23 protein-coding genes are annotated in these 22,788 nt (G+C 70.2%); 7 read left to right on the plus strand and 16 right to left on the minus strand.

All coding sequences use genetic code 11. The features are described from left to right. Positions 1–16 precede the first annotated feature (16 nt). From VGO20_RS03530 to VGO20_RS03585, 12 genes are all read right to left on the minus strand, one after another. Positions 17–946: an ABC transporter permease gene (locus VGO20_RS03530; RefSeq protein ID WP_327500906.1), complete on the minus strand. Its 930-nt coding sequence runs from the start codon at positions 944–946 to the stop codon at positions 17–19. Beyond that, the gene (locus VGO20_RS03535; protein WP_327500907.1) at positions 943–1,851 is read right to left on the minus strand and encodes an ABC transporter permease; all 909 of its coding nucleotides are present in this window, start codon (positions 1,849–1,851) and stop codon (positions 943–945) included. The genes VGO20_RS03530 and VGO20_RS03535 overlap by 4 nt, the downstream gene beginning before the upstream one ends. 42 nt (positions 1,852–1,893) lie before the next feature. Next, a complete protein-coding gene (locus VGO20_RS03540) occupies positions 1,894–2,727 on the minus strand; it encodes an ABC transporter ATP-binding protein (RefSeq protein ID WP_327500908.1) in 834 nt (277 codons plus the stop codon). Beyond that, positions 2,724–3,974, minus strand: a complete 1,251-nt coding sequence (locus tag VGO20_RS03545) for a Zn-dependent hydrolase (RefSeq protein ID WP_327500909.1) — start codon at positions 3,972–3,974, stop codon at positions 2,724–2,726. Before VGO20_RS03545 ends, VGO20_RS03540 begins: the two co-directional genes overlap by 4 nt. Before the next feature lie 213 nt (positions 3,975–4,187). Beyond that, on the minus strand, positions 4,188–5,579 hold the full coding sequence (locus tag VGO20_RS03550) for a hypothetical protein (RefSeq protein ID WP_327500910.1): 1,392 nt from the start codon (positions 5,577–5,579) through the stop codon (positions 4,188–4,190). Positions 5,580–5,903: 324 nt separating this feature from the next. After that, a complete protein-coding gene (locus VGO20_RS03555) occupies positions 5,904–7,187 on the minus strand; it encodes a Zn-dependent hydrolase (protein ID WP_327500911.1) in 1,284 nt (427 codons plus the stop codon). Beyond that, positions 7,184–8,125, minus strand: a complete 942-nt coding sequence (locus tag VGO20_RS03560) for a dihydroorotate dehydrogenase (RefSeq protein WP_327500912.1) — start codon at positions 8,123–8,125, stop codon at positions 7,184–7,186. Before VGO20_RS03560 ends, VGO20_RS03555 begins: the two co-directional genes overlap by 4 nt. Further along, a complete protein-coding gene (locus VGO20_RS03565; protein ID WP_327500913.1) occupies positions 8,119–8,952 on the minus strand; it encodes a dihydroorotate dehydrogenase electron transfer subunit in 834 nt (277 codons plus the stop codon). The genes VGO20_RS03560 and VGO20_RS03565 overlap by 7 nt, the downstream gene beginning before the upstream one ends. Before the next feature lie 11 nt (positions 8,953–8,963). Further along, the gene (locus VGO20_RS03570) at positions 8,964–10,247 is read right to left on the minus strand and encodes a TRAP transporter large permease (protein ID WP_327500914.1); all 1,284 of its coding nucleotides are present in this window, start codon (positions 10,245–10,247) and stop codon (positions 8,964–8,966) included. 10 nt (positions 10,248–10,257) lie between these two features. Beyond that, complete coding sequence (locus VGO20_RS03575) at positions 10,258–10,764, minus strand: TRAP transporter small permease (RefSeq protein WP_327500915.1); 507 nt, start codon at positions 10,762–10,764, stop codon at positions 10,258–10,260. A gap of 63 nt (positions 10,765–10,827) precedes the next feature. After that, positions 10,828–11,859 carry a TRAP transporter substrate-binding protein gene (locus VGO20_RS03580; protein ID WP_327500916.1) on the minus strand — a complete coding sequence of 344 codons (1,032 nt, stop codon included), beginning with the start codon at positions 11,857–11,859 and terminating at the stop codon, positions 10,828–10,830. Between the two features lie 80 nt (positions 11,860–11,939). Continuing rightward, complete coding sequence (locus VGO20_RS03585; protein ID WP_327500917.1) at positions 11,940–12,872, minus strand: helix-turn-helix domain-containing protein; 933 nt, start codon at positions 12,870–12,872, stop codon at positions 11,940–11,942. Positions 12,873–12,978: 106 nt separating this feature from the next. Here VGO20_RS03585 and VGO20_RS03590 point away from each other — a divergent pair, with 106 nt between their 5' ends. Then, the gene (locus tag VGO20_RS03590; RefSeq protein ID WP_327500918.1) at positions 12,979–13,290 is read left to right on the plus strand and encodes a hypothetical protein; all 312 of its coding nucleotides are present in this window, start codon (positions 12,979–12,981) and stop codon (positions 13,288–13,290) included. Positions 13,291–13,329: 39 nt separating this feature from the next. On the opposite strand, the gene preA is transcribed toward VGO20_RS03590, so the two are convergent. The 3 genes from preA to VGO20_RS03605 are packed head-to-tail and all read right to left on the minus strand — an operon-like array spanning position 13,330 to position 16,676. Further along, positions 13,330–14,610, minus strand: coding sequence for an NAD-dependent dihydropyrimidine dehydrogenase subunit PreA (gene preA, locus VGO20_RS03595; protein ID WP_327500919.1), 1,281 nt, complete (start codon positions 14,608–14,610; stop codon positions 13,330–13,332). A gap of 28 nt (positions 14,611–14,638) precedes the next feature. After that, complete coding sequence (locus VGO20_RS03600; RefSeq protein ID WP_327500920.1) at positions 14,639–15,310, minus strand: hypothetical protein; 672 nt, start codon at positions 15,308–15,310, stop codon at positions 14,639–14,641. A 7-nt stretch (positions 15,311–15,317) separates the two neighbouring features. After that, a complete protein-coding gene (locus tag VGO20_RS03605; protein ID WP_327500921.1) occupies positions 15,318–16,676 on the minus strand; it encodes an NAD(P)-dependent oxidoreductase in 1,359 nt (452 codons plus the stop codon). Positions 16,677–16,803: 127 nt separating this feature from the next. Between VGO20_RS03605 and VGO20_RS03610 the strand changes: the two genes are divergently transcribed. From VGO20_RS03610 to VGO20_RS03625, 4 genes are all read left to right on the plus strand, one after another. Beyond that, positions 16,804–17,526 carry a TetR/AcrR family transcriptional regulator gene (locus tag VGO20_RS03610; RefSeq protein ID WP_327500922.1) on the plus strand — a complete coding sequence of 241 codons (723 nt, stop codon included), beginning with the start codon at positions 16,804–16,806 and terminating at the stop codon, positions 17,524–17,526. Between the two features lie 99 nt (positions 17,527–17,625). Beyond that, positions 17,626–17,790, plus strand: a complete 165-nt coding sequence (locus VGO20_RS03615; RefSeq protein ID WP_327500923.1) for a DUF1328 domain-containing protein — start codon at positions 17,626–17,628, stop codon at positions 17,788–17,790. Positions 17,791–18,168: 378 nt separating this feature from the next. Next, positions 18,169–19,299 carry an NAD(P)/FAD-dependent oxidoreductase gene (locus VGO20_RS03620; protein ID WP_327500924.1) on the plus strand — a complete coding sequence of 377 codons (1,131 nt, stop codon included), beginning with the start codon at positions 18,169–18,171 and terminating at the stop codon, positions 19,297–19,299. Positions 19,300–19,668: 369 nt separating this feature from the next. Next, positions 19,669–20,463, plus strand: a complete 795-nt coding sequence (locus VGO20_RS03625) for a transglycosylase SLT domain-containing protein (protein ID WP_327500925.1) — start codon at positions 19,669–19,671, stop codon at positions 20,461–20,463. A gap of 12 nt (positions 20,464–20,475) precedes the next feature. Here VGO20_RS03625 and VGO20_RS03630 read toward each other — a convergent pair whose 3' ends face one another. Then, on the minus strand, positions 20,476–21,681 hold the full coding sequence (locus tag VGO20_RS03630) for an MFS transporter (RefSeq protein ID WP_327500926.1): 1,206 nt from the start codon (positions 21,679–21,681) through the stop codon (positions 20,476–20,478). Positions 21,682–21,741: 60 nt separating this feature from the next. Here VGO20_RS03630 and VGO20_RS03635 point away from each other — a divergent pair, with 60 nt between their 5' ends. Then, positions 21,742–22,170, plus strand: coding sequence for a gamma-glutamylcyclotransferase family protein (locus VGO20_RS03635; protein WP_327500927.1), 429 nt, complete (start codon positions 21,742–21,744; stop codon positions 22,168–22,170). A gap of 28 nt (positions 22,171–22,198) precedes the next feature. Then, positions 22,199–22,783, plus strand: coding sequence for a biotin transporter BioY (locus VGO20_RS03640; RefSeq protein WP_327500928.1), 585 nt, complete (start codon positions 22,199–22,201; stop codon positions 22,781–22,783). Positions 22,784–22,788: the final 5 nt, after the last annotated feature.

Raw genomic sequence — 22,788 nt, forward strand, 5'->3', positions numbered from 1 at the left:
CTTTTTTCGCGAGTGCTCATTTCCTGAACGAAGGATGCCAGAAGGTCGTCCCCCGCTCGGCCAGTGAGATCAGCCCGTAGAAGGCGGAGCCGGCCAGCGCGGCGAGCGCGATGGTGGCCCACACGATATCGACGTTCATCCGGGCGACCTCGGTGGAGATGCGGAAGCCCATGCCGACGATCGGCGTGCCGAAGAACTCGGCGACGATGGCCCCGATCAGCGCGAGCGTGGAGTTGAGCTTCAGCGCGTTGAACATGAACGGAAGCGCGTTGGGCAGGCGCAGCTTCAGCAGCGTCTGGCCGTAGCCGGCCGCGTAGGAACGCATCAGGTCGCGCTCCATCGCACCCGTGGCCGCGAGGCCGGCCAGCGTGTTGACCAGCATCGGGAAGAAGGTCATGACCACGATGACCGCGGCCTTGGACTGCCAGTCGAAGCCGAACCACATCACCATGATCGGGGCGACGCCGACGACCGGCATGGCGCTGATCATGCTGCCCAGCGGCAGCAGCCCCCGCTGCAGGAACGGCGAGCGGTCGATCGCGACCGCGGCCAGGAACCCCGCCAAACAGCCCATCAGGTAGCCCGGCACGACCTCGCGCAGGACCGTCTGGCGGAAATCCGCCATCAGGGTCGGGAGGTTCGCGACCAGGGCTTGCCAGATCGCGGACGGCGCCGGCAGCAGCACGCGCGGCACCTCGAACCCCGTCACGAGGACCTCCCACAGCCACAGCAGCAGCAGCCCGAACAGCGCCGGCACCGCGAGCCGGGCCGCGAGGCCGTCCCCGCGCGATAGCAGCGCCATCGTCCAGCAGGCGGCGAGCGCGGCGACAAGGCCGGCGGCCAGCCCCGCCGGGCCGCCCGCCGGGGCGATGGAGACGGTCAGGGCGCCGAGCAGGAGGGCGCCGAGGGCCAGCGTCGTGGCGAGGGAGGCGGACCGCGCGTTCAAGGCCGGCCTCCGCGCAGGCGCACGACCAAGCGTTCGCACAGCGCGACCGCCGCGATCAGGACCAGGGCCAGGAACGCCGACATGAACAGCGCCGACCAGATCTGCACGGTCTGCCCGAAATAGGAACCGGCCAGCAGCCGGGCGCCGAGCCCGGCCTGGGCCCCGGTCGGCAGCTCGGCGACGATGGCGCCGACCAGCGCCAGCGCGATCGCCACCTTCAGGCTCGGGAACAGGAAGACGGTCGAGGCCGGCCAGCGCAACTTGGAGAACACCTGCGCGCGCGTGGCGCTGTAGGTGCGCATCAGGTCGAGCTGGATCGGGTCGGGCGAGCGAAGCCCCTTCACCATGCCGATCGTGACCGGGAAGAAGCTGAGATAGCCGGAGATCACGGCCTTCGGCAGCACCCCCGTGAATCCCAGATTGCCGAGCACGACGACCACCATCGGCGCGATCGCCAGGATGGGAATGGTCTGCGATGCGATGATCCAGGGCATCAGCGAGCGGTCGAGCGTGACCGCGTGGACGATCCCGATCGCGAGCGCGATGCCCAGCACCACGCCGATCGCGAAGCCCGCCAAGGTCGCCGACAGGGTCACGCCGGCGTGGTGGACCAGGCTGCGCTTGGACGTGACCGGCTTGTCCACGACCGTGTCCCACAGCTCGACCGCGATCTGGTGGGGGGCCGGCAGGACCGGCCGCTCCATCGCCCAGGTACCGGCGACGAGATCCGTGGCGCTCCAGGGCTGGCCCGCGCGCTCCAGGCGCTCGCGGACCTGCGGCGCGTTGAGCCAGACCGCCCCCAGGTACCAGACGACCGCGAGGGCGGCCAGCACCGTCAGGATCGGCAGCGCCTTGCCTTCCTTCAGCCGCACCGGCGGCGCCAGCGTCGTCGCCGCGACGCTCATGGCAACCGCCCCGGTTGCCGGAGGGAGAGAGATCTTCCAGGGTCAGTCATAGCTGTGCCCCGCGCGCAGCGCGACGCGGACGCGGCGGGCGACCTCCAGGAACTCCGGCGTCTCCCGGGCGTCCAGGTCGCGGCCGGCGGGCAGGTCGCTGTCGATCACCTCCAGGATGCGGCCGGGGCGCGGCGACATCACGACGATGCGCGACGACAGGAACACCGCCTCGGGAATGGAATGGGTCACGAAGATCACGGTGATCCCGGTCTTCTCCCACAGCCGCAGCAGGTGCAGGTTCAGCGTGTCGCGCGTGATCTCGTCGAGGGCTCCGAACGGCTCGTCCATCAGCAGCAGCGCCGGCTCGAAGCTCATGGCGCGCGCGATCGACACGCGCTGCTGCATGCCGCCGGAGAGCTGCCACGGGAACTTGCGCTCGAAGCCGGCGAGCCCGACCAGGTCGAGGTAGCGGCGCGCGCGCTCCCGCCGCTGCGCCGCGGGCTGCCCCATGATCTCGTGCGGGAGCATCACGTTGCGCTCGATCGTGCGCCAGGGATAGAGCGCCGGGGCCTGGAACACGTAGCCGTAGGCGCGGTCGAGCCGCGCCTGCTCCGGCGAGACGCCGTTGACCAGGATGCTGCCCGAGGTCGGCTTCTCCAGGTCGGCGACGACCCGCATCAAGGTGGTCTTGCCGCAGCCGGACGGCCCGATCAGCGACACGAAGTCGCCCTTGCGGATCGTCAGGTCCACCTCGCTCAGCGCCGTCACCGGGGCGTCCGGCGTCTGGAACACCAGGCTCAACCCGCGCGCCTCGACCACCGCGGGCCGGGACGCCGGCTCCGTCTCGGAAGGTGCCGGGCGTCCCGCGGCCATTCTCGCCGTCATGCCGCGCGGTCCGCCATCGCCTTGTCGTAGGCCAGCACCGCGCGCAGCAGCACGTTGGCCCCGGCCGCGGCCTGGTCCGGCTCGATCTTCTCCGACTCGTTGTGGCTGATGCCCTTCTCGCAGGGCACGAACACCATGGCCGTGGGGGCGACGCGGGAGATGTAGGCGGCGTCGTGCCCGGCGCCCGACACGATGTCGCGGTGGCTGTAGCCGAAATCCTCGGCCGCGGCCCGAACCGCGCCGACGCAGGCCGGGTCGAAATGGACCGCGGGCGAGTTCCAGATGTCGGCGACCGCGGCGTCCAGCTTCATCTCGCCGGCGATGCGCGCGATCACGGCCTTCACCTCGCCCTCCATCTCGGCCAGGACGACGTCGTCGGGATGGCGCAGGTCGATCGAGAAGAAGACCTCGCCGGGCAGGATGTTGCGGGAGTTCGGCCGCACCTCCATCAGCCCGACGGTCGAGACCGCGAGCGGGGCGTGCGCCAGCGCCACGCCGTTGATCGCCTCCACCATCCGCGCGGCGCCGACCAGCGCGTCGCGGCGCAGATGCATCGGCGTGGTGCCGGCGTGGCTCTCGAACCCGGTCACGGTGACCTCGTACCAGCGCATGCCCTGCACGCCGGTGACGACGCCGACCTCCTTCCGCTCGTCCTCGAGGATCGGCCCCTGCTCGATGTGCAGCTCGAAGAAGGCGCCGATCTTCCGCTCGCCGCATTTCTCGCTGCCGCGATAGCCGATGCGCTCCAGCTCCTCGCCGAAGCGCTTGCCCTCGCGGTCCTCGCGGCTGTCGGCGAAGGGGCGGTCGAACGCGCCCGCGAACACGCCCGAGGCCAGCATCGCCGGCGCGAAGCGGGACCCCTCCTCGTTGGTCCAGTTGACGACCTCGATCGGGGCGTTGGTCTCGTACCCGGCGTCGTTCAGGCTGCGGATCACCTCCAGCCCGGCCAGGACGCCGAGGACGCCGTCGAACTTGCCGCCGGTCGGCTGGGTGTCGAGATGCGATCCCATCGCGATCGGCGGCAGCGACGGGTCCTTCCCCGGCCGGCGCGCGAACATGTTGCCGAGCTCGTCGACCGTGACCTCGCACCCCGCGGCCTCGCAGGCCGAGCGGAACCAGTCGCGCACCTGCCGGTCCAGATCGGTCAGCGTCAGCCGGCAGATGCCGCCCTTCGCCGTGCCGCCGATGCGCGCGGTTTCCATCAGGCTGTCCCAAAGACGTTCGGCATTGATCGTGAGATTTTGCATGACGCTCCCTGTCCGCCGCGTTCCTTATCATGAAGCAAGGAGGGTGCCACCAGGCAAGGCGGCCACTCCCGCGGCGCGGACCTTCGGCGACCGGTCCGGCGTCTAGATGTTATGCACAATTGTGCCGCCGTTTTAAGCAGCATTCGCACCCCCGCATTCAGGCGCAGGACTGCTGCGCCGATCGGGTGAAGTTCAGGCGCGAGGGAAAACGCCTCAGGCGGCAGGCGGCAGCTGCGGCGGCCGGTTCACGATGCCGTCGAGTTTGTCGAAGACGAACTGCACGGCGTATCCGGTGATGAACGCCAGCAAGCCGAGTGAGAACTCAAACCCGGGATCGGCATCGCCGCCTGCCATGAACAGGAGGCTGACGAGACCTCCCAGCATCGCGCCGAGGACGACCCGCGTCGCGGCCAGCAGCAACTCGCGTGGCTCCAGCGTCCAAGCCTCGAGGTGGCGGTGCAGGTTCCGGAACACGAAGACGCATGCCCCGATGAAGCCGAGCAGTCCGGGGATGACATAGCTCGTCAGGCTGTCAAGCTTGATCCTGCTGCGCAGCTCGGTACGCTTCCATGCCCCCTGCAGGTCGGCAAAGACGCTCGATCGGTCTGAAATCCGTAGTTCCGTCGTACTCACCTTCGTCGCGGAGGGTTCGCCGACGGTCGAAGCGGTGGCCGCCGACGAAACCATGAATACCCCTCCCCCACCTTCCGCGATGTAATCGTCCAGCAACCTCTGCACATCGGGCCGGATTATCCATGGCACGAGCAGCACGTTGGACATCCTTTCCGTTGCGGCGTTCCACTCTCCCAGCTGAAGATACGTGATCGCCATCTTGCGCTTCATGTCCCATTGCCGCTCGCACAGGGCGCGAATGGTCTCCTCACGACTCGACGCATTCGGTCGCAGGTCGCCGTCGGCAGCACCGGTCTCCTGCGAACTCACCATGGAGGCCGCGACTCTTCCTCGGGGCTCGGCATCCTCACTTGCCGCACCGGCCACGTTTCCGGCCGAGCCCGAGCACAAAAATCCTCTAGCGCCTACGCGATCGGCGGCAGCCCGCGCCAGCATTGGGTCGAGCGCGGCCTGCTCGACACTAAGCTGTTCGATCCGTTGGAGAACTGCCTCGCCCGAAAGCACGTGGATCAGGATCATCACAGTGGCCAGAACCATGGCGACGCCGACGAAACCGAGTATCCAGTAGGCCCCTAGAAGGTTTCGAACCCCCTGCCTGATCCTGTCATCAGCATTGTCCCGGTCGTGGCCTGGCTTCTGATATCCCGCTTTGTAGCTCCCTCTCTCGACGAACATCCGGGTAAAGCGGATCGAACCCACTGTCGCCGGCCGGACGGTGGACGCAAGCCCGTCCACCGCCTCCAGCAGCGCCTTCCACAAAGCCGTGTCGCGAACCAATTCTTGCGGCGTGGCTCTCAGGCTCTCCAGGAACTCGTCCTTGGTCCAGGGCGCCGCCCGATCGGATCCAAACGCCCGCTCCTTACGCTCCGAGACGAAGCTCAACAGGAGCAACGCATCCTTTTGCATGGCGCTGACGGCCTGCAATAGCTCCGTGCGCGGATCAAGTGGATCGGGGCGTGAACTGCCAGTCATGGTTGCCTCTCAAGGCGCGCCGATCCTCCCGAACCCACGCGGAGGCTGGAGCGATCCGGCACCGGAGATCACACTGGAACGTTGGACATCATATCACTCTCCCGCAACTATAGCATTAGGTCCCTTTAGTATTATTCCCTCTCAGGTCCTCAAGACCCGCCCCCGTACGGAAGCCACCGCTGGGCTGGCACCGCGGGCGCGGGCCCTCGCCGGGCTATCGGTCCCGCCGCGTCGGCGGAAGCATGGCGCTCCTTCCGTCGATGCCGCCGGCCGCGAAGGCGACGTGGCCTTGATCGGAGCTGTGAGCCTGCCGGCCGCGCCGCGTCAGGCCGGCTCCAGCAGCGCCCTGTACAGCAGCCCGGTCGCGGCCATGAAGTCCGCCATCTCCATCGCCTCGCGCGGGTTGTGGGAGCCGTTGTCGTTGCGCACGAAGACCATCGCGGAGGGAATGCCGGCATTGGCGAACACCGCCGCGTCATGGCCGGCGCCGCTCGGCACCGTCTCGGTCGGCAGGCCGAGGCGGCCCGACAGGTCGACCAGGCGGCGCACCCAGGCCTCGTCCATCCGGGCCGGAGGCGAATCGACGCGGCGGTCGAACGCGAACTCGACCTTGCGCTGGGCGGCGATGCCCGCGCATTCCGTCCGCATCAGGTGGTAGAAGGCCTCCAGCGTGTCGCGGCTCTGGCTGCGCACCTCGAAGCTGAAGCCGACCTCGCCGGGGATGCGGGAGATCGCGTGCTCGTCGGGGTTGGTCGCGATGATCCCGCAGGTCACGACCAGGTCGAGGCCGCGCTCCAGCAACGCCCGCCAATGCTCGTCCAAGCGGCTCAGCAGCTCGGCGACGGCGAAGACCGCGTCGCGCCGCAGCCAGCGCGGCACCGCCCCGGAATGCCCGGCCTCGCCGCGGCACACGATGCGCTTGTGGCGGATGTTGCCGCGGATTCCGGTCACGACCGCGGTGCGCAGGTCGCGCGCCACCATCACCGGCCCCTGCTCGATGTGCAGCTCCAGATACGCCGCCACCTCGGCCGGGTCGAGCAGGCGCTCGCCGGCGGCGATCCGGTCGACCGCGGCGCCGCAGTCGCGCATGCACTCGCCCAGGCTGCGCCCGCTGCGGCGGTGCGCGGCCGCGAGGTCGTCGGGCGTCAGCAGCCCGAACAGCGCGCTCGATCCCATGTAGGCCTTGCCGAACCAGGCGCTCTCCTCGCCGCGCAGGCCGATCACGCGGACCGGCCGCGGCGGGCGCACGCCGGCGCGCCGCATCGCCACCAGGCACAGCAGCCCCGCGACGACCCCGGCGGCGCCGTCGTAGTTGCCGCCCTGGGGCACGGAGTCCAGGTGCGAGCCGCACAGGACGTACGGGCCCGGCGCCTCGCCGGGCAGCGACAGGACGAGGTTGCGCGCCGCGTCGAAGCCGACCTCGATCCCCTCCGCCCGCGCGACCTCAGCGACATGGGCGATCGCCGCGTCCTCGCCGGGACCGTAGCTGTCGCGGGTGATGCCGACGCCGTCCCCGCCGAGGCGGCGCAGCTCCGCGAAGAGCGCGGATGCGAGCGGGGCGAGCGCGTCGGTCCCCTCCGAGCGCTCCATCGCCGGGGCGGCGGTCACCACGCCACCTCGGCGGCCGGTCCTTCGGCGACTGGTCCTTCGGCGACGGCGCCGACCAGGTCGGCGACCCGGTCGATGCCCCGCCGGGCGCAGAACCCTTCCAGGCCGTCGATGACGGAGGTCAGGGCGGTCGGGTGGATGAAGCTGGCCGTGCCGACCTGGACGGCCGAGGCGCCCGCGAGCAGGTACTCGACCGCATCGTCGGCGGTGGAGATGCCGCCGCAGCCGATCACGGGAATGCCGACGGCGCGCGCGCACTGGTAGACCATGCGCAGGATGATCGGCTTCACCGCCGGCCCGGACAGGCCGCCCATCACGTTGCCCAGCGTCGGGCGGAAACTCTCCACGTTGATGGACATGGCGAGGATCGTGTTGGCGACGACGACCGCGTCGGCGCCGGCGGCCTCCGCCGCGCGCGCGACGGCCGCGACGTCGCCGGTGTTGGGGGTCAGCTTGGCCCACAGCGGCAGCGGCGTGGCGGCGCGCAGGCGCTCCACGACCGCCGCGGTCGTGCCCGGCTCCATCGCGAAGGCGCGGCCGTCCGCCTCGATGTTCGGGCACGAGATGTTAGCCTCGATCGCGGCGACGCCCTCGACCGTCACCTCCCGGGCGAGCACGGCGAACTCGTCGGCGCTGTGCGCGGAGATGCTGACGACGAGCGGCGGGCCGTAGCCGCGGTAGAAGGGAACGGTCTCCGCGAGGAAGGGAGCGACGCCCTTGCTCGGGATGCCGATGGAGTTGAGCATGCCGTCGCCCGCCTCGGCGACGCGCGGCACGGGGTTGCCGGCGCGCGGCTCGCGCATGATCGTCTTGGTCACGAAAGCGCCGAGCCGGTCGAGCGGGATCACCCGCGCCAGCCCCTCGGCGAAGGTGCCCGACGCCGGCATCACGGGGTTGGCGAGCGTCAGGCCGCCGATCCGGACCGACAGGTCTACCATGACACGGCCTCCTCCAGCGGGAAGACGGGCCCGTCCCAGCAGACGCGCCGGCTCACGTGGCGGCCCTCGACCTCGAAGGCGCGCACGCAGCAGAAGCACATGCCGAGGCCGCAGGCCATCTGCTGCTCCAGCGCGACCTGGCCGGGGATGCCGTGCTCGCGCCCAAGCCGCTTCATCAGCGCCAGCAGCCGGTTCGAGCCGCAGGTGAAGAACGCGTCCGCCCGGCCGAGCCGCACCAGCCCCGAGACCAGCTTGCCGACGCGCCCGGGATCGCTGCTGCCGTCGGAATCCAGAACCGGGAACACCTCCGCCCCGGCAGCGCGGAAGCGGTCGGCCGACATCACGAGATCGGGCGAACGCGCGCTCAGGATCGCCGTGACCCGCACGCCGGCCGATGCCGCCAGTTCGGCGAGCGGGGCCAGCGTCGCGAGCCCGACCCCGCGCCCGAGGACGACGATGGACGCCCAGGCCGGATCGAGCCGGAACCCGGTGCCGAGCGGGCCGACGACGTTGAGCCGGTCGCCCGGAACGAGAGTGGCGAGGCCGCGGGTGCCGGCCCCCGTCACCTTGTAGAGGAACTCGATCCGGCCCGCCGCGCGGTCGGCGCGGTACGTGCTCATGGGACGCCGGAAGAACGGCCGGTCCGCGCCCGAGGCCGGGCACAGCAGGTGGAAGAACTGCCCGGCCTCGGCGAGGGTCGCCGGCGCGCCGGCCTCCAGCACCAGGTGACGGTACTCCCCGTTGACCGGCAGGTTCGAGACGACCGGCAGTTCCAGTTCGGCGGCCTCGGCCTGGTATCCCCGGTCCGCGAGCGCTGTAGTCGACATGGGCGGCCTCGTCAGTTCGCGAGCAGGCGCGGCAGCAGCAGCGAGACCGAAGGCACGTAGCTGACCACCGCGAGGACAAGGAGGTTGGCCGCGATGAACGGCCATATGCCGGCGACGACCGTCTCGACCGGCCGGTCCAGCGTCGTCGAGGTCACGAAGAGGTCGAGCCCGAAGGGCGGCGTGATCATGCCGATGCAGATGTTCAGGCACACGATCAGGCCGAAATGCACGGGGTCGATCCCGAGCGAGACCGCGACCGGGTACAGCGTCGGCACCAGGACGAGCAGGATCGAGTTAGGGTCGATGAACATGCCCGCCACCAGCAGCAGCAGGTTGACCAGCAGCAGGAAGGAGATCCAGCCGATCTGGTTGTCCTGGAAGAAGGCGATCAGCAGGTTGGGAACCTGGGCCAGCGTGATGAAGTAGGCGACGAGCGAGCCCATCGCGAGCAGCACGAAGATGGTGACGGTCGTGACCGCGCTCGCCTGCGCGGTGTCGACGACGTCGCGCCAGCCCAGCGAGCGGTAGACGCCGATCTCGACCAGCAGCGCATAGGCGACGCTGACCGCAGCGGCCTCGGTCGCGGTGAACTTGCCGCCGTAGATGCCGCCCAGGATGATGACCGGCATGCCGAGCGCCAGCAGCCCGGCCTTCAGCGCCGCGACGCGCTCGGCGGCGCTTGCGCGCGGGTCGGGCCGCGCGCCCGAGCGCCGCGTCTCGATATGGACCATCGCGAGGAAGGCGAGGCCGAGCACGATGCCGACCGAGAGTCCGCCCGCGAACAGCGCCGCGATCGACGTGCCGGTGAGCCAGCCATAGACCAGCAGCGTGATGCTGGGCGGGATCAGCAGCGCGCATTCGGCGCTCGATGCGATCAGGCCGAGCGAGAAGCGCTCGCTGTAGCCCGCCCGGACCAGCTCCGGCTTCAGCAGCCGGCCGAGCGCCGCCACCGTCGCGGGCGCCGAGCCGCACACGGCCCCGAAGCTCATGCAGGAGACGACCGTCGTGTGGCCGATGCCGCCGGCGCGGTGGCCGAGGTTGCGCTGGATCAGGTCCATCAGCCGCTTGGCGATCGTGCCGCGCGCCATCAGGTCGGCCGCGAAGATGAAGAAGGGGATCGCCAGCAGGGTCGACACGTTGACCCCGCCCATCATCTTCTGCGCGATCACGATGTCGGGAAGACCCGGCTGGTACACGTACCGGCTCGCGATGGCCGGCACTCCCATCACCAGGAACATCTCGAAGCCCAGGACCAGCAGCGCGGCCGCAAGCAGCAGGAGCAGGACGAGCACCATCCGCGAACCCTCAGTAGTCCTGCCCGCCGGAGCCGGCGAAGCGGTTGGAGAAGCCGAGCGTCTCGCGCAGGTAGCGCAGCGCCAGCAGGGCGAAGCCGATCGGCATCGCCGCGTACAGCCAGGCCATGGAGACGCCGAGCGTCGGGCTCTCCTGCCCGCTGGCGCGGACGAACAGCGTCAGCTCGAGACTGATCTTCGCGGCGTAAAGCGCGAAGACGAGGCCGGTCACGTTGATCGCGAGGACGACCGGCCGGCGCAGCGGCTCGGGCAGGCGCGCCCTCAGCGCCGCCATGGCGACGTGGCGGCCGCGCTCCAGCGCGGCACCCAGCCCGAGGAACACGAGCCAGGCCAGCGCGAACAGCGCCGCCTCCTCGATCCAGACGAAGCGGTGCGACTGGGAGACGAAGAATTCCCGCACCAGGATGTTCAGGTCGTAGGCGAGCGCCATGCCGATCATCAGCGCCGCCAGCACGCCCCGCTCGCCGCCCCTCAGGAGCGCCATAAGCCGTCCGAGCATCGAAACCGTCCCCCCGTGGGTGGAGGGCGGCGCGCCCCGGCCGGGCGCGCCGCCTGCATGGCGTCAGAGGCCGAGGCGCTTCAGCTCCGCCTCGTAGACCTCGACCGCCTTCTGGCCCTCGGCTCCCGCGCGCTGGAGATAGGCCTCGCGGGCGGGCGGGTACATTTGCTCGCGCCACGCCGCACGCTGGGCGTCGTCGAGCGCGTGCTCCTCCATGCCGCCCTTGCGCAGCGCGTCCAGCGCCTGGACCTGGGCCTCCTCCTTCATCCGCTCGACCTCGGGGCGGACCTCCTCGAAGGCCTCGACGATCACCTCGCGGTGCCCTTCGGGCAGGCCGTTCCACCAGGTGGGATTGAACAGGATCACGTCTTCCATCGCGCCGTGGTCGGACACGACGAGATGCTTCTGCACCTCGTGGAACTTCATCGTCGCGATGGTGTCGAGCGGGTTCTCCTGGCCGTCGACCATGCCGGTCTGGAGCGCCGTGTACAGCTCGCTGAACGGGATCGCGATCGCCGAGGCGCCGACGCCGGCGAACTGGGCCATCAGAATGTTGCTGTCCATGACCCGGAACTTCTGGCCCTTGAAGGCGTCGGGCGTGGAGATCGGCTTGCTGGAGGTGACGCTCTTGCGGCCGTTCGGCCACAGGCCGATCGCCGTCAGCCCGCGCGAGGAGAAGCTGTCGAGCAGCATCTCGCCGAACGGGCCGCCGCGCAGCTCCTGGGCCTTGGCCCGGTCCGCCGGCATCACGAAGGGGACGTCCAGGATCGACACGACGGGGTTGAACCCGCCGAGGAAGGCGGCCGGCATCACCGTTCCCTGCATGGAGCCGAACTGCGTCCCCTCGACCATCTGGCGGGCGTTGCCGAGCTGGGAGGCCGGGAACAGCTTGAACTGCACCTCTCCGCCGGTGCGCTCCTCCACGAGTGCCGCCACCTTCTCCAGGCCGCGGTGCCGCGGCTGGGTCGGCGCCTCCAGGTGCCCGATATTCGCCACGTACTCCCCGGCGGCAAGGACCGGCCCGGTGAACACGGTGGTTGCGAGCAGCGCCGCGGCCGCCGCACCCATCATCAGAGCCCTACGCGAAAAGACCATCTCTCATCTCCTGTGTGAAGCCCGGTCCTACTTGTTTTTGCGACTTGTCTCAATAATAAGACAGCCGCGACCGCCGCGCGTCAAGGGGGGTCTTCCGCCGGCCGGGCTCGCCCCGGCGGGTCCTCCGCACCCAGTCGCTGCACCAGGCCGCGCAGCCGGGAGGCCCCGCGGGCCCCCTTGAGCGAACGCGACCACAGATCCGTCACCAGCTTCTCGTACAGCGCGACGGCCTCGGGGGCCGCGGTCACGGTCGCGATGCCGATGCGGATGTTCGGTTGCTCGCCGAGCCGGAACGGGCTGACGCCGAGCAGCGTCACGTCCGGCAGGCGGAAGATCTGGAAGGTGAGGTTCGGCAGCACGTCCTCGACCAGGCCGAGCTGGACGCCGATCGGCTCCTGCTCCATCAGGTCGGCGATGCGCGCGACCTCGCGCCGCGCCGCCTGCCGGCGCTCGGCCAGCACCTCGCGCGGGAGGTCGAACCGGCCGACGAGGCCGATGCGCAGGAACCGCTCGATCTCGGACAGGCCGATAAGGCTGACGATTCCCGGGCAGCGCCGGCGGGCCGCCGCCTTGCGCTCGTCCAGGATCGCCATCGCGCCCTCGACCTCGGCCAGCGCGTCGCGGCGCGCGGCCGGGGAAAGGCCGTCCGGCACCGCCTCCTCCAGCATCAGCCGGAGATGGCCGGAATATTCGTCCGAGGTCAGCAGGTAGGAGACCGGCTCGAAATGGGCCAGCACCTGCTCGGCGTCAGCCTCCATCTGGCGCATGCGCTCGAAATAGCCGACGGCCTTCGGGTAGTACTCGACCCCGACGCCCAGCAGCGAGGGCAGCGACACGCCCAGCAGCTCGGCCAGCCGCTCCAGGGTGTCGATCTTGATCAGCTCGCCCTTCTCGAACCGGTAGACGGCGGCGCGCGAAACCCCGAGGCGGTCGGCCACCTGCTCGGCCGTCAGCGCGGCTGCGAGCCGGTAGGCCTTCAGCCGCTGTCCTATGTGGTCGTAGCGTATCGTCATCGAAAACCTGTGGCGGGCCCGGGGCGATCCGAATATCCTCGCATGCGCCTTATCTTATTTTTTAGACGCAGGCGTTAAAATTTTACCACCGTCCGTGGGAGCGACGATGAAACTCGAGGAACTCCGCGCCTGGCTCGATGCCCAGAACGACGGGCTCGGCACGATGCGGGCCTACTACGCCCGATGCACCGACGCGGTCGCCGAGGCCGAGCGGGAAGCCGCGGCCCTGCAGCTCCTGGGCCTCGTCACGATGCGCTTCGTCGAACGCTACGAAGGGGAACCGCTCTACGCCCCGGTCGCCAAGGCGGCGCGCGAGCGGCTGCTGGACCTGACGACGCAGGCCGCCCGGGCCGCGACCGCCGGCCCGGACGCGCAGGTCGACTGCCTCAACGCGCTGGCGCGCGCCGATCTGGGGTGAGGATCGACCGGGGGCGCAAGCGCCCCCCTCTGCCTGCCCCTACTCCGCCGCCTCGCGCCGCATCGGGTTGTTGGGGTGGTCCTTCCAGGTCAGGTCGGGCTTGCCCTCGTCGATCTCGACCATCGTGATGCAGTCCTCGACCGGGCATACGTGCATGCAGAGATTGCAGCCGACGCATTCCGCCTCGATGACGTCGTAGCGCCGGCGCCCGCCTTCGGTGCGCACGGCCGCGATCGACTGGTGCGACGTGTCCTCGCAGACGATGTGGCACTTGCCGCACTGGATGCACAGGTCCTGGTCGATCTGGGCCACGATCTTGTAGTTGAGGTTCAGGTCCTCCCAGTGGACGTAGTTCGGGACCGCCGCGCCCTGGAAGTCGCGCGCGGTCGCGTAGCCCTTGCCGTCCATCCAGTTCGACAGCCCGTCCGCCATGTCCTCGACGATGCGGAAGCCGTGATGCATCGCCGCGGTGCAGACCTGGACGGTGCCGGCGCCCAGCGCCATGAACTCCGCCGCGTCGCGCCAGGTCGACACGCCGCCGATGCCGGAGATCGCCATGCCCCGGCACTCCGGGTCGCGCGCGATGTCGCCGACCATGCGCAGCGCGATCGGCTTGACCGCCGGGCCGCAATAGCCGCCATGGGTCCCCTTCCCGTCCACGGTCGGGGTCGGCGCCATCGCGTCCAGGTCGATCGACATGACGGACTGGATCGTGTTGATCAGCGACACCGCGTCCGCCCCGCCTCGGCGCGCGGCGCGCGCGGGCCCGAGGATGTTCGTGATGTTGGGCGTCAGCTTCACGATGACGGGCATGCGGGTGTTCTGCTTGCACCAGCGCGTGACCATCTCGACGTATTCCGGCACCTGCCCCACGGCCGAGCCCATGCCGCGCTCCGACATGCCGTGGGGGCAGCCGAAGTTCAGCTCGATCCCGTCGCACTGCGTGTCCTCGACCTGCGCCAGGATGTTCTTCCAGGCCTCCTCGGTGCAGGGCACCATCAGCGAGACGACGACGGCGCGGTCCGGCCAGTCGCGCTTGACCTGCTTGATCTCCCGCAGGTTGACCTCAAGCGGGCGGTCGGTGATCAGCTCGATGTTGTTGAAGCCGGCGACCCGCGTGCCGTTGTAGGTCGCGGCCCCGTAGCGCGAGGAGACGTTCACGATCGGCGGGTCCTCGCCCAGCGTCTTCCAGACCACCCCGCCCCAGCCCGCCTTGAAGGCGCGGACGACGTTGTACTCCTTGTCCGTCGGCGGCGCCGAGGCGAGCCAGAAGGGATTGGGCGAGCGAATGCCGACGAAGTTCGTGCCGAGATCTGCCATGGTCCTCGTCTCCCCGCTTCGGGCGGCCTCAGGAGGCCGCCGCCGTTCCGTTCGTCCGATCGTACTCGTCGTAGAAGGCGGCGAGGCGCGGGCACAGGGCGCGCACCTTCGCGTCGACGTCCGGCCGGAACGGCTTGCGCTCGTAGCGGCCGGACACGCCGCCGGAATGGAAGTTGCCGAAGGCGATCTCGAAGCGCTCGAACAGCCCGGGCTCGTGCTCCCAGACGTAGCGCACCATGTCCTCGTGGCTGCGCGGCAGCGCGAACCAGCCGTCCTCGACCGGCCAGCCCAGCGCCCGCACCGCGTCCGGTGCGCCGGGCCGGCGGGCGACGAAATCCTCGTAGGCGACGACCGCGTCGAAGCGGTCCCGCTCCGCGAACACGCGGTCCAGCAGCTCGAACTTCTCGTCGATCAGGCCGCAGTGGTTGCGCCAGGGCTTCGACATCAGGCTGTAGTAGTTGTCGTACGGCCGGCGCAGCAGCAGCACCGTCGCGTCGGGGCGGAACCGCTCGACATGGACGTCGATCGGGAAGCCCGTGGTCATCACGCATTTCACCAGCGCCGGCACCCGTGCCTCCAGGCGCGGCGCGGCGTAGTTGTTCGGCACGTCGACCAGCGCGATGCAGTCCGGCCGCTGCGCCAGCAGATAGGCGAAGGTCGAAGCGCCGCTCGACTGCATGCCGTAGATCAGGAGGCGCATCCGGCCCTCATTCCGCGGCGCGCCGCGCCGCCAGCATCCGGTCGATGGCATGGGCCGCCACCTTGCCGTCCTGCACCGCGCTGACCGTCAGGTCGGTCCCCGGCACGCAGTCGCCGCCGGCGAAGACGCCGGCCAGCGAGGTCTCGCGGTCCTCGTTGACCGCTATGCGCCCGCCCGCCAGTTCCAGCACGTCGTGCGCCTCGCCCGCGAACGGGGACGGCACGAAATGCTGGCCGATCGCCTTGAACACCTGGTCGGCCAGCAGCGCGAACGTCTCCCCGGTGCCGACGAGCCGGCCGGTCTCGTCGAGGCGGGTATACTCGAACTCGACCTCCTTCACCCTGCCCTGCCAGCCGAGGATGCGGCGCGGCTGGGCCCAGTGGCGGATGCGCACGCCGTTGGTCTGCGCCCATTCCTGCTCGGCGCCCGTCGCCGACATCGCCTCGGCGCCGCGGCGGTACACGATCGTGACGTCCTCCGCGCCCAGCAGGCGGCACTGGGTCGCGACGTCGATCGCGGTGTTGCCACCGCCGATCACGACCACCCGCCGGCCGACCGGCACTTCGGCCTTGTCGCGGGCCTGGCGCAGGTCGGCGATGAAGTCGACCGCGGCCGCGACCCCCGCCAGGTCCTCCCCCTCGACGCGCAGCGCGTTGACGGCGTTGTGCCCGAGGCCAAGGAACACCGCGTCGAAGTCGCGCCGCAGGTCGGCGAGCCGCAGGTCGCGCCCGAGCGCCTTGCATTCCAGCCCGATGCCGCCGATCGACAGGATGAAATCGACCTCGCGCCGCGCGAAGTCGTCCGGGGTCTTGTAGGCGGCGATGCCGTACTCGTTGAGGCCGCCGGGCTTGGGGCGCGCCTCGAACACCGTCACCTCGTGGCCGAGCGTCGCGAGGCGGTGCGCGCAGGAAAGGCCGGCGGGCCCGGCCCCCACCACCGCGATGCGGCGCCCGGTGTCGGGCAGGCGCCGGAAGGGCTGGCCGCGCCGCTCGAACAGCCAGTCGGTCGCGTGGCGCTGCAGGGCGCCGATCTCGACCGGCTTGCCTTCCTGCGCCGTGCGGACGCAGGCCTCCTCGCACAGCACCTCGGTCGGGCAGACGCGGGCGCACATGCCGCCCATCACGTTCTCTTCCAGGATCGTGACCGCCGCGCCGTGGACGTTGCCGGTCGCGATCGCCCGGATGAAGCCCGGTATGTCGATGCCGGTCGGGCAGGCCTCGATGCAGGGCGCGTCATGGCAGTAGTAGCAACGGCTCGCCTCGACGACGGCCCTGCGGCCGCTCAAGGGCGGGACCGCGTCGGCGAAGTTCCTGGCGTACTCGTCGGGGGCGAGCCGCCCCGCCGCGATGTCGGACACGCTCGTCATGACCGCCTGCTCCTGTTCCGCTGGACCGGCGCCTTGGGACGCTCTTACCGGGATACGCTAAAAAACTTTGACCGATCGGTCAAATCATTTCAAGAATGCACCCCGAAAGGGACGAAACGGTCAAGCCATGGGCACCATGACGAAATCCCCGGCATCGGACGGGCCGGAGCGCCGGCCTCCCCGGGCGAAGCCGCGCCGCCGGGCGGAGCTGCGCCGCGACATCGAGGCCCGCATCCTGGAAGCGGCGGAGCAGGTGTTCGCCGAGACCGGGTTCGGGGGGGCGTCGACCTCGCGCATCGCGGCGCTGGCGGGACTGCCGAAGGCGAACCTGCACTATTACTTCGGGACCAAGGACGCCCTGTACCGCGCGGTGCTGACGGGAATCCTCGACCTCTGGCTGGACGCGGCCGACGGCTTCGAGCCGGCGGGCGATCCGGCCGCCGCGATCGAGGCCTATGTCCGGGCGAAGATGGAATGGAGCCGGACCCGCCCGCTCGCGTCCCGGGTCTTCGCGAACGAGCTGCTGCACGGCGCGCCGTTCCTCCAGGAATACCTGGAGACCGATCTCAAGGACTGGGTGGAAGCCAAGGGCCGCGTCGTCGAGGCCTGGGTCGCGTCCGGACGGATGGCGCCGGTCGAGCCGCGGCACCTGTTCTTCATGATGTGGGCGGCGACCCAGACCTATGCCGATTTCGCGGTGCAGGTCAGGGCCGTGCTCGGCCTGGACGCCCTGGACGACGGCGCGTTCGACCGGGCCAGCTCCGAAGTCGTCGCCTTCGTCCTGCGGGGATGCGGGCTGTCGGAGGGGCGACCGGCGCTTCCGGGGCAGCTTTCGGTCCAAACGAGGTAAGCCGGAACTTCGAGCGTGTCGCCGCGTTGTATCGGTCGAGACCTGGTCAACTGAAAACGTCGGCCAGTTCTTGCCGGAGACTGATCAACGAGGCAGAAGATGCTGTATTGGGCTTTGGTCTTTCTGGTCGTCGCCATCATCGCCGGAATACTCGGCTTCGGCGGGATCGCGTCGGCCTCGGCAGGGATCGCACAGGTCCTCTTCTTCATCTTCATCGTCATCTTCGTGATCAGCCTCATCGTCGGGCTGGTTCGACGTCGCTAGCCCGCCGAGGCGACTGCCTCCACGACGTCCGGACCCGGATGGACTGGAAACGGGTCCCTGTACCCTAGCCTCTCGATGTTAGCCTCGCACCTCGGCGGCAGCACTTCCTTCGGGCGGTGCTGCCGCTTCTTCTTGCGCGCAAGGAAAAGGCCGCCCGGCCTGAGGCGAGGCGTCGGAGGGTGAGGCGAACGCCGCCCGCGTCATGCGCGGTTGCTAACCCTTCCGATAGCCAGAACGCGCGGATCGCCCGTTCGTTCCATTCCTGAATCGAAAGAAGGGGTGATGACCCCACATTCGCGCTCTACCGCCGCATGCTGGACGGGGCCGCGGTCCGCTGCCATCCTGCCGCCGGTCCAAAACCACAGCAACCGCGCCGCCATGCCGATCTCCCCCCTCTCCTCTCCCGGCGTCGAAGACGCCGACTGCATCGTCGTCGGCGCGGGGGTCGTCGGCCTCGCCGTCGCCCGCGAACTCGCCCGGGCCGGACGCGACGTCATCGTCCTCGAGGCGACGGACTGCATCGGCTCGGGCACCAGCTCGCGCAACAGCGAGGTGATCCACGCCGGGATCTACTACCCGCAGGGATCGCTGAAGGCGCGGCTGTGCGTCGAGGGCAAGGAGCGCCTGTACCGCTACTGCGCCGAGCGCGGGGTGGCGCACCGGCGCTGCGGCAAGCTGATCGTCGCGGCCGACGCGGCGCAGATCGGCAAGCTCGACGAACTGACGACGAAGGCGGCGGCCAACGGCTGCGCCGACCTGGTGGCGATGGACGGCGCGCAGGTCCGGGCCCTGGAGCCCCGGGTGTCGGCGGCGGCCGGCCTCCTGTCGCCCTCGACCGGCATCATCGACACCCACGCCCTGATGCTGGCCTACCAGGGCGAGGCGGAAGACCATGGCGCCATGGTCGCCTTCTCCAGCCCCATCGCGGGCGGCGAGGTGACCGCCGGCGGCATCGAGATCCGCACCGGCGGCGCCGAGCCGATGCGCCTGCGGTGCCGGGCGCTGGTCAACGCGGCCGGCCTGCACGCCCAGGAGGTCGCCGGCGCGATCGCCGGCCTGCCCGCGGACACCGTGCCGACGCGCTATCTCGCGCGCGGCAACTACTTCTCGCTCGCGGGCCGTCCTCCGTTCACGCACCTGATCTATCCGGTGCCCGAGCCGGGCGGGCTCGGCATCCACGCGACGATCGACATGGGCGGCCAGGTCCGTTTCGGGCCCGACGTCGAATGGGTGGAAGAGATCGGCTACGACGTCGATCCGCGACGGGCCGAACGGTTCTACGCCGCGATCCGGCGCTACTGGCCCGACCTCCCGGACGGGGCGCTGCTGCCCGCCTATTCCGGCATCCGGCCGAAGCTGGTGCCGGCCGGCACGCCCGACGCGGACTTCGTGGTGCAGGGACCGGAGATCCACGGCGTCGACGGCCTGGTCAACCTCTACGGAATCGAATCGCCGGGCATCACCGCGTCGCTCGCCCTCGCCCGCGAGGTCGCCGAAAGGCTGTGCTGACCGGCGGGCTAACCCCACGGGCCGCGTGACCATTCCGCCTTAGGGGCGTTGTCGCAAGCGCCGGCCAGGGCCGGAACTGCGCGGGACGGGCCGGATCGTCGCCGCTCCGGTCGGCCTGCCGGCATGGAACTGCGGACGATCATGGAACGTTCCGTCAAAGTGGGCAGGTGGGGAAGAGCATTAGCTGATTGGGGGATAGGATAGCCGAATGTCGCCTTGGGACGACCCGTGCCCTGTGCTAGAGGTAGCCACGAAAAATAAGGAAGACAGGCCGACATGAAGATCCTGAGAAGAATCACCGTCATTACGGTATTATTAATCGCTCCAAGTCCCGTACTGGCGAACCTTCAGGATCGAACAATAAAAGCCTTGGAACAACTGTCTGAAAGCGGAAGCGTCCGGGCAAGCTTCGAGTTGGGACGTCACTACGAGATGGGTATCGGCGTGCCGGCCGATCACGAGCGGGCCTTCGACCTGTTCTGCCAAGCGGCCGAGTCCGGCCACCCCGCCGCCGCCTACCACCTCGCCCGCATGTACCTGCACGGCCAGGGCGTCGAGCCCGACCGCAAGGCCGCCGCCGTGTGGATCGGGCGCGCGACGGCGCACGGCCATCCCCAGGCGGCCGATCTCGGCATCGAGGTCGCCGACGTCGCCGCATCGGCCGAGCCGAGCTGCCGGCGGCTGTCCGCGCAGGCGCCGCGCCCGCCCCGGGAGATCCTGTCCCTGGTCGAGACCATGGCGCCGGAATACGGCCTCGACCCGCAGCTCGTGATCGCGGTGATGGCGGCCGAGTCCGGCTTCCGCGTCTCCGTCCGGTCGCCGCGCAACGCCATCGGGCTGATGCAGCTGATCCCCGACACGGCCGCCAGGTTCGGGGTCAAGAACCCCCTCGACCCGAAGGACAACATCCGCGGCGGGATGAAGTACCTGCGCTGGCTGCTCTCGTATTTCGGGGGCAGCGTGCCGTTGACGCTGGCCGCCTACAATGCGGGCGAAGGGGCGGTCCTGCGCCACGAGGGCATACCGCCCTACAAGGAGACGCAGAACTACGTCCGCAAGATCCTGTCGGTCTACCCGCGCGAGCGCCATCCCTTCGAGCCCGGGCTCGCGGAGCCGCCGTCCTCGGTGCTCAAGATACTGGCAGGCGCGGTCGCCTCGAGGTGAGGCGCGCGCCGGTCAGCGGCGCCCGCCCGCGAGCAGAGCCGCCTCCGGCCGGGCGCGCAGGCGCAGCATGGCCCAGATCCCGGCCGCGGGGCCGAGCGCCAGGAACGTGAAGGCCCAGCGCCAGCCGACAAGCTCGGCGGCCAGCGGCACCAGGTGGATCGTCAGCAGCGTCAGCAGGAAACCCGCGCAGGTCTGGACCGTGAGCATGGTGCCGACGAGCCCGCGGTCCGACAACTCGGCGACGCTGGCGGAGAACTGGGCCGAATCGGCGACGATGCTGGCTCCCCAGACGAGGCAGAAGGCGACCAGCAGGGCCGGATGGGCCCCGAACAGGGTGCCCGCCAGCAGCGAGCACGCGCCGCTGACCGCCAGTGCCGCGACGGTCAGGGTCGTGCGGCCCCAGCGGTCGGCCGCCGCCCCGCCGGCGAGGCAGCCGACGGCGCCGGCGGCGACGGTCGCGAATGCGGCAAGCCGTGCCAGCGCGGCGGCGTCTCCCTCCGGCAGGGTCTGCGCGAAGCTGGCCTGGAGGAACACCGCGATCCAGGCCCACATCGCGTAGAGCTCCCACATGTGGCCGAGATAGCCGAGATTGGCGAGGCGCAGCGGCGGCACGGTCCAGGCCCGCAGCGCGAAGCCCGGCTCGAACCGCTGCGCCTTGGCGACGTTCGGGCCGACCTGCGCGAAGTTGACCAGCACCCCGGCCAGGACCGCGGACGCCGAGGTGGCGGCGATCGTGAAGCGCCAGTCGACCCCGCCCAGCGCGTTGAAGAGATGCGGCGAGGCGGAACCGAGGGTGAGCGCCCCCACCAGCAGCCCGACCAGCAGGCCCAGATCGCCCTTGGCCCAGGTGGACGCCAGCTTCATGCCGACGGGATAGATCCCCGCCATGCACAGGCCGGTCGCGAAGCGGGCCGCCGGGACCAGCGCCGAGGTGGGCTCGACCAGCAGGATCGACGCGTTGGCTGCGGCCGCGGCCAGGGCGGAAGCCATGAACAGGCGGCGGGGGTCGAGCCGGTCGGCCAGGCCGAGCACGGCGCTGGCGAGCGTCCCGGCGACGAAGCCGCCCTGGACGGCGCTGGTGAACAGCGACGCCGTGAACGCGTCGAGGCCCGCCTCGGCGCGCAGTTCGGGGACGACGGCGGTCGCGGAGAACCAGAGGGCCAGCGCCAGCACCTCGGCCAGGGCCAGCAGCGCCAGCGACCTCCACTTCCTTTCCATTCGCGCCACCTTCGTTCTATGGTCTGCGCCGCCAACGACGATGCCACGGAGACGGCCGGGATGCGCCACTATTTCGCCTACGGCTCGAACATGAGCCGACGCCGCATGGATGCGCGCTGCGCCGGCCACGCGCCGGTCGGCGTCGGCGAACTCGACGGCCACGCGCTGGTGATCAACGGGCGCGGCGTGGCGACGGTGGCGCCGCGGCAGGGCTCCTCGGTCGAGGGCGTGGTGTGGACCATCTCCGCCGAGGACGAGGCGAGCCTCGACGGCTTCGAGGGCGTGGCGGCCGGCCGCTATGCCAAGCACGAGATGACGGTCCGGCTCGCCGACGGCCGCCGGGTCGAGGCGCTGGTCTACGTAGACCCGGACTGCCTGCCCGGCACGGGCTGCCGGCCCGGCTACGCCGAGTTCCTGATCGAGGGCGCGGAGGATTTCCGCCTGTCCGAGCGCTATCGCACGACCTTGCGGACCACCCTCGGGCTGTGACGTCCGCCGCCAACCGGAGCATTTCGCCATGAGCACAGCCATGAACACCAAGGACATCGTCCATATCGCCCTCTTCGCGGCCCTCACCGCCGCGCTGGGCGTGTTCCCGCCCGTGACGCTTCCCGTCATCGGCGTCCCGATCACCGCCCAGTCCATGGGCGCCATGCTCGCCGGCTCGATCCTCGGCGCCAGGCGCGGCGCCCTGGCGCTCGTGCTGTTCCTGGTGCTGGTGGCGGCCGGCCTCCCGCTCCTGGCGGGCGGCAGGGGCGGTTTCGCCGTGTTCCTCGGCCCCAGCGCGGGCTTCCTGTTCGCCTGGCCCCTGACCGCCTTCGTCACCGGCTGGCTGTTCGAGCGGTACTGGGCCCGCCTGACCTTCCTGCATGCGGTCTCGTTCCTCGCCTTCGCCGGCATCGTCGTGCTCTATCCGATCGGCATCCTCTGGATCGCCGCCGTCGCCGGGGCGCCCCTCGCCACCGTGGCGGCCTCGTCCGCGGCGTTCATTCCCGGAGACGTCGTCAAGATCGTGCTGACCGCCGTCGTGGCGCTCGCGGTGAAACGGTCCTATCCCCTGATCCCCGGCATCCGGGGCCGGGAACTGGCGGGTACTCCGTGACGACG

It is taken from the genome of Arenibaculum sp. (assembly GCF_035998295.1).
Classification (GTDB): domain Bacteria; phylum Pseudomonadota; class Alphaproteobacteria; order Azospirillales; family Azospirillaceae; genus DASYHS01.

Excerpts from the sequence above, each read along its gene's own strand:
- VGO20_RS03585 (WP_327500917.1), bottom strand. The coding sequence starts at position 12,872 with ATGACGATACGCTACGACCACATAGGACAGCGGCTGAAGGCCTACCGG.
- VGO20_RS03635 (WP_327500927.1), top strand. The coding sequence starts at position 21,742 with ATGCGCCACTATTTCGCCTACGGCTCGAACATGAGCCGACGCCGCATG.
- VGO20_RS03630 (WP_327500926.1), bottom strand. The coding sequence starts at position 21,681 with ATGGAAAGGAAGTGGAGGTCGCTGGCGCTGCTGGCCCTGGCCGAGGTG.
- VGO20_RS03550 (WP_327500910.1), bottom strand. The coding sequence starts at position 5,579 with ATGACTGGCAGTTCACGCCCCGATCCACTTGATCCGCGCACGGAGCTA.
- VGO20_RS03575 (WP_327500915.1), bottom strand. The coding sequence starts at position 10,764 with ATGCTCGGACGGCTTATGGCGCTCCTGAGGGGCGGCGAGCGGGGCGTG.
- VGO20_RS03560 (WP_327500912.1), bottom strand. The coding sequence starts at position 8,125 with ATGGTAGACCTGTCGGTCCGGATCGGCGGCCTGACGCTCGCCAACCCC.
- VGO20_RS03615 (WP_327500923.1), top strand. The coding sequence starts at position 17,626 with ATGCTGTATTGGGCTTTGGTCTTTCTGGTCGTCGCCATCATCGCCGGA.
- VGO20_RS03540 (WP_327500908.1), bottom strand. The coding sequence starts at position 2,727 with ATGACGGCGAGAATGGCCGCGGGACGCCCGGCACCTTCCGAGACGGAG.
- VGO20_RS03565 (WP_327500913.1), bottom strand. The coding sequence starts at position 8,952 with ATGTCGACTACAGCGCTCGCGGACCGGGGATACCAGGCCGAGGCCGCC.
- VGO20_RS03605 (WP_327500921.1), bottom strand. The coding sequence starts at position 16,676 with ATGACGAGCGTGTCCGACATCGCGGCGGGGCGGCTCGCCCCCGACGAG.
- VGO20_RS03545 (WP_327500909.1), bottom strand. The coding sequence starts at position 3,974 with ATGCAAAATCTCACGATCAATGCCGAACGTCTTTGGGACAGCCTGATG.
- VGO20_RS03610 (WP_327500922.1), top strand. The coding sequence starts at position 16,804 with ATGGGCACCATGACGAAATCCCCGGCATCGGACGGGCCGGAGCGCCGG.
- VGO20_RS03640 (WP_327500928.1), top strand. The coding sequence starts at position 22,199 with ATGAGCACAGCCATGAACACCAAGGACATCGTCCATATCGCCCTCTTC.
- VGO20_RS03600 (WP_327500920.1), bottom strand. The coding sequence starts at position 15,310 with ATGCGCCTCCTGATCTACGGCATGCAGTCGAGCGGCGCTTCGACCTTC.
- VGO20_RS03580 (WP_327500916.1), bottom strand. The coding sequence starts at position 11,859 with ATGGTCTTTTCGCGTAGGGCTCTGATGATGGGTGCGGCGGCCGCGGCG.
- VGO20_RS03620 (WP_327500924.1), top strand. The coding sequence starts at position 18,169 with ATGCCGATCTCCCCCCTCTCCTCTCCCGGCGTCGAAGACGCCGACTGC.
- VGO20_RS03535 (WP_327500907.1), bottom strand. The coding sequence starts at position 1,851 with ATGAGCGTCGCGGCGACGACGCTGGCGCCGCCGGTGCGGCTGAAGGAA.
- VGO20_RS03570 (WP_327500914.1), bottom strand. The coding sequence starts at position 10,247 with ATGGTGCTCGTCCTGCTCCTGCTGCTTGCGGCCGCGCTGCTGGTCCTG.
- VGO20_RS03590 (WP_327500918.1), top strand. The coding sequence starts at position 12,979 with ATGAAACTCGAGGAACTCCGCGCCTGGCTCGATGCCCAGAACGACGGG.
- preA (WP_327500919.1), bottom strand. The coding sequence starts at position 14,610 with ATGGCAGATCTCGGCACGAACTTCGTCGGCATTCGCTCGCCCAATCCC.